Annotated in this window: 5 protein-coding genes and 1 pseudogene; 3 read left to right on the plus strand and 3 right to left on the minus strand. The window is 65.7% G+C overall.

Annotation, left to right across the window (positions count from 1 at the left end):
- A pseudogene (locus PHP91_RS17060) lies at positions 1-143 on the plus strand (3'-5' exonuclease domain-containing protein 2); the annotation flags it as partial.
- A 330-nt stretch (positions 144-473) separates the two neighbouring features.
- A complete protein-coding gene (locus tag PHP91_RS17065) occupies positions 474-1,427 on the plus strand; it encodes a class I SAM-dependent methyltransferase (protein WP_300143672.1) in 954 nt (317 codons plus the stop codon).
- Positions 1,428-1,547: 120 nt separating this feature from the next.
- Here the strand turns inward: PHP91_RS17065 and PHP91_RS17070 are convergent, their stop codons facing one another.
- Genes PHP91_RS17070 through PHP91_RS17080 form a run of 3 tightly spaced genes read right to left on the minus strand, consistent with a single transcriptional unit; the run spans position 1,548 to position 3,335 of the window.
- On the minus strand, positions 1,548-2,015 hold the full coding sequence (locus PHP91_RS17070; protein WP_300143675.1) for a class I SAM-dependent methyltransferase: 468 nt from the start codon (positions 2,013-2,015) through the stop codon (positions 1,548-1,550).
- Entirely contained in the window at positions 2,016-2,783 is a 768-nt protein-coding gene (locus PHP91_RS17075; protein WP_300143678.1) for an exostosin family protein, read from the minus strand. It abuts the gene before it with no gap.
- A 21-nt stretch (positions 2,784-2,804) separates the two neighbouring features.
- Positions 2,805-3,335: a hypothetical protein gene (locus tag PHP91_RS17080; protein WP_300143681.1), complete on the minus strand. Its 531-nt coding sequence runs from the start codon at positions 3,333-3,335 to the stop codon at positions 2,805-2,807.
- A gap of 307 nt (positions 3,336-3,642) precedes the next feature.
- Between PHP91_RS17080 and PHP91_RS17085 the strand changes: the two genes are divergently transcribed.
- Complete coding sequence (locus PHP91_RS17085) at positions 3,643-4,638, plus strand: glycosyltransferase (protein ID WP_300143684.1); 996 nt, start codon at positions 3,643-3,645, stop codon at positions 4,636-4,638.
- Positions 4,639-4,695: the final 57 nt, after the last annotated feature.

Consider the following 4,695-nt stretch of genomic DNA (forward strand, 5'->3'; position numbering starts at 1 on the left):
TCCGCATCTCCAAGTCCGCCCAGTGCTCCAACTGGGCCAAGGACCGCCTCTCGCCCCAGCAGGTCGCCTACGCGGCCACCGACGCCTGGATCAGCCGCGAGCTCTACCTCGCCTTCGTCCGCATCGGGCTCATCCCCGGCTAGGACTCCTTTCCCCTCTCCGCCCGCGCGGCGCTCCGGCCTTCCGGGCCATTTGTTCCGCAATTCCTGCTGGTATGCATCTTGCTGCGTCCCTTGCCGGACCCGATCTGCCGTTTGCCCGCGCTTGCCTGGGCGGAAGGCGGAAAACCCGCGCGCCCCGGAGCCGCATGGACCGACGCGCGCGCCGTCCCATCCGGGGAGGCGTCGAAACATTGGCGCATGCCCGCAACGGCGGGCCGGGCATGACGGGGCCAGCGACATTCCGCCGCCGGGCGGGCTTCGGCGAAGCACCGGTTCCGCGCGCGGCCATCAGGAGAAACGAAGGGAGTACCCATGCTCAACGAAGAACAGCAGAAACGCCTGAACGGCATTGTCGACCGGCGCATCGCCAACGGCAATTTCCGCTTCGAGGTCGCCCACTTTGTGGAAGAGGGCGCCGCGAACATCATGGAATACGGTTTCGGCGACGCCTCGCTCCTGCTCGGCCTGCGCCGCGACAAGGGGTGCAACGGCATCTACGGCATCGAGATCAATCCGGTGGCGCGGGACGCGGTGGCCGACCTCCTGGACAAGACCTGGCTCATCGACCTCAACCGGGAGGACGCCTGGCTGGAGGAGGAGTACGAGGGATTTTTCAACTACATCCTCGCCCCCATGTCCATGGAGCATACCTACGACCCGTGGTACGTGATGAAGAAATTCAACAAGTACCTCGCGCCGGGGGGCAAGCTGATCGTCCAGACGCCCAACGTGCAGTGGTGGGAGAGCATCTACCGCATCCTGACCGGCGATTTCCCCTACGTCTCCGGCGGGACGTGGGACTACACCCATATCCGCTGGTACACGCTCAAGAGCCTCATCGACATCGCCTTTGTCGCCGGGTTCAGCGTCAAGCAGTACCTCCCGCAGTTCATGGGGGACTACGACCTCTCGCACCTCCAGCGGAAGTCCGAGATGAACGTCCTGCGGCTGCCCCCGCCGGAATGCCGGCTCAAGCTCCAGCCCATCGACGTGGTCATGCCGGTGGACATCAAGTCCATCTATCCCCTTTTCCTGGCCCACGCCTTTGTCCTGTGCCTGGAAAAAACGCGCGAGCCCGAGGATTGCGAACCCACCCATGCCGGGTGCTATCTGGAAAAGTACCGGCTCATCACCCCCAACCCGCTCGGGTCGATCTCGTCGCTCATCAGCGACCCGATCCTTCCCCCGCTCATCTCCAGGTCCTACGACATGGCCAGGGAGCTGAAGCGGGAGATCGAGGAGAAGACGGCCGCCATGGCGGGGTGATCGGGTTCATCGTTCGCATGGTCCGTTCGGTCCCGCGAGACGGAAGAGGAAAGCGGCCGCCCCACAGCTGTGGGGCGGCCGCTTTTTCCTTGCGGCGCGTCCGGATGATCCTGTCGGAGGCTATTGCGGCTTTTTCAGAATGAAGAAGCGGAGCCCCTCTGGCTCCTGCACCGCCAGGGCGTTCTTTGCCGCGAACTCCTGAGCCGCTCTGTAGACGCCGTTCTTCGTGTCGGCATAGTAGTCGTGGCCCAGGATGGTGCCGCCGGGCTTGACCTTGGAGTACCACGCCTCAAGGTCTTCCAGGCAGCACTCGTAGCTGTGGTTGCCATCGACGAAGAGTATGTCGAGGCTGTTGTCCAGGAACCGTTTCGCACCCTCCACGCTCGGGGCGCGCACGGGCCGGATGAGCAGGTCCGCCGAGGCCTCGCGGATGTTCCTGAGAAACATGCCGTACATCGCGTCGTCCCGGATGAAGTCGAAATCCTCGTGCTCGGGCGAGCCGCCCCAGGTGTCCACCGCGTAGATGACCCCGCCGAGATTGCGGGAGGACATCAGGCCGTTGGCCAGGGCGATGCTCGATCCGCCCATCTAGCTGCCGATTTCCAGGATGGCGGCGTTCAGGGGAGCCGTCTGGCCCACCGCGAAGAGGAACCGGATGTCCTGGGGCGCGAGGTAGCAGGGAATGCCGTTGCATTCATTCATGACTCCATTTGGGTCAAGGGCGGATTTCTCCACCTTGAAGGGCCGGTTGAGCCAGACCTCCCGGTTGTCGATGTCCATGTTCTTGAAAAAGCCGGGCGCATAGCCCATGCGCTTGCCGCGGCCGTCCTCCGACCGGATCGGGACGTACTTGTTCCGTTTCACCGGGCCGGGGGCGGCCTTGTGCCTGGCCAGCATCCGCAGCATGATTCCCTTGGCGTCATCGGGGCGGAAGTGCTTTTCCCAGACGGACCGGGCCTCGCGGCAGATTGCGGCGAGGTCGTCCTCGGTCTTGCCGCGCAGCCACCGGGCCAGGACGTCGCCCGCCACGTCGGCCGCTCCCTGGGGAAGGGTGATGCAGAACCGCGAGTAGTCGATCTCGTCGGCGAAGGGGTAGGTGTACTCGTCCGAGACGTGGACCGGGATGCGGCCCATGCACAGGGTCTCGTACAGGCGGATGGACGAGGAGCCCATCCCCCTCGGGCAGAGCACGATCCAGGACTCCTTGAGGGATTTGACGTACATCTCCTCCAGCCTGCGCTTGCGGTCCCTGTCCTCCATGTGCAGGTAGGAGGTCTCCTTGTCCGACCAGTCGGTGGTCTCCGGGTAGCGGAAGAAAAAGCGCAGGTCGTCCCGCCGGGAGACGCTGTCGAGCATCCGTTTGCGGATCGGGTCCGACTAGGCCCCGGCGAAGCAGATGTCGTAGCGGATGTCCGAAAAGGTGAGCTCGGGGGCGGAATCCAGGACGTGCTGTCCAGGAAAGTGCGGAAATGTCAGGATGTTGCCGTCGTCGGTATTGCTCTTTCGCGGGGCGTGGGTGAAGATCACCGCATCCGTGCACAGGGGCTGGCCCCGGTCGTGGGAGGCGAGAAAGACGTGCTTGCGCTCATGGCGCAGGAAGTGCGGCAGCGATTTGATGAAGAAGTGGACGAAGATGGTCCGGTACTTGAAAATCAGGGGCGAGACGTCGTAGGGGAAGACGATGTAGTCCGCGCGTTCCGGGCTGTCCGTGGTCAGGTAGCTTCCCTCGGGACAGGTCAGGTCGTCGTTCGCGCCTTGCAACAGGGGAATGCGGGGCAGGCGGGGAAAATGGCCGGGCAGGGTGAAGTCCTCGCCCTCGCGGTAGAAGTAGAGGACGAGTTTCCCGTTTTCCGGCCCCGTCGCGGCGCTGGGGCCGTCGGCGGCCTGTGGCGATTGGTGATGCAGCATCGGTTCTTTCTCCTGTTGCGTCCTTTCCGCGTCTGAACGGGCCTGCCCGCCGCCCCGGCGGGTGTCGGCAAATTAACGGTATCGAGCGGTTGCAGGCCAAAAATGCAGATATCGTGCCGTTCGGTCGCCAGGGGCCTTCCCGGCGGTCCGTGCGGCCGGGAACCGCAACCGGCCGGGCCGATCCGCCCGGCATTGGCATATGTCGTGCACCGAGTCGGGTGGGGAAAATTTGGCCGCCCCGGCCGCGTCAACCGTGAACGCGCCGCCGGGCCGGGCGGCCTCAACCGGAGAGCAAAAGGAAAACAGCTTGTCGTCGGGACTCATCGCCTGGATAGGCGGATACTACTTCAAGAAGTCCTACGCCCGCGACCGGGGGTTCGAGGTCGAATACTTCCCCATGGCCGAACCGGCCGTGTTCACCTGGGAGGACATCGTGGCCCGATGCGGCCGCGAGCCCGACTACGTGCTCTACACCGACCGCTCCTTCCCGCCGCCGCTTCTCGGGGTGGAGCGCTTCCCGTGTCCCACGGCCATCTACGCCGTGGATTCGCACATTCATTCCTGGCTGCCCCTCTACGCCCAGGGGTTCGACCTCGCCCTGGTCAGCCTGCGCGACCACCTGCCGTTCTTCCGCCGCCGCCTGGACCACGACCACGTCGTCTGGTTTCCGCCGTTTCCCATCCGCGACGAACGCCCGCCCGAGCAGCCCGTCCACCCGGAATGGGACCTGCTCTTCGCGGGCACCGTGAACCCCGAGACCACGCCCGAGCGACACGCCTTTCTTCGGGAACTCAAGGCGCGCCTGCCCAACCTGGAGGTGCGCAGGGGCGAGTTTTCCGAGCTCTTCCCCAGGGCCCGCGTTGTCCTGAACATCGCCGAGCGCGGCGACCTGAACTTCCGCGTCTTCGAGGCCCTGGCCACCCGCTCCTGCCTGGTCACCCCGCGCGTGGGCCACGGCCTGGACAGGCTCTTTCGCGACGGCGAGCACCTGGCCACTTACGATCCCGCCGACATGGACGGGCTGGTGGACATCATCTGCGAACTGCTGGCCGACGAACCGCGCCGCCGGGCCCTGGCCGAGGCGGGCTACGCCGAGGTCAACGCCCGCCACCGGCCCGAACACCGGGCCGCCGCCCTGTTCGACGCCCTGGACGCCCTCGGCCTGGCCGAGGTGGACAAACGGCTCGCCGTGGCCGACCACGTCCACGCCCGTTACCTGAAACTCGTCTACCTGCACTGGGCCGAGGCCCTGGGCGACACCCCGCTCGGCCGCCGCTACCTGCACGCCGCCATTGGGCGGTAGGCGCCTCCGGCGGCCGGGGGGAAGGGAAGGGGGGGCCTTTTTCAAAAGGTCCCCCCT

It is taken from the genome of Pseudodesulfovibrio sp. (genome assembly GCF_028692895.1).
Classification (GTDB): domain Bacteria; phylum Desulfobacterota; class Desulfovibrionia; order Desulfovibrionales; family Desulfovibrionaceae; genus Pseudodesulfovibrio.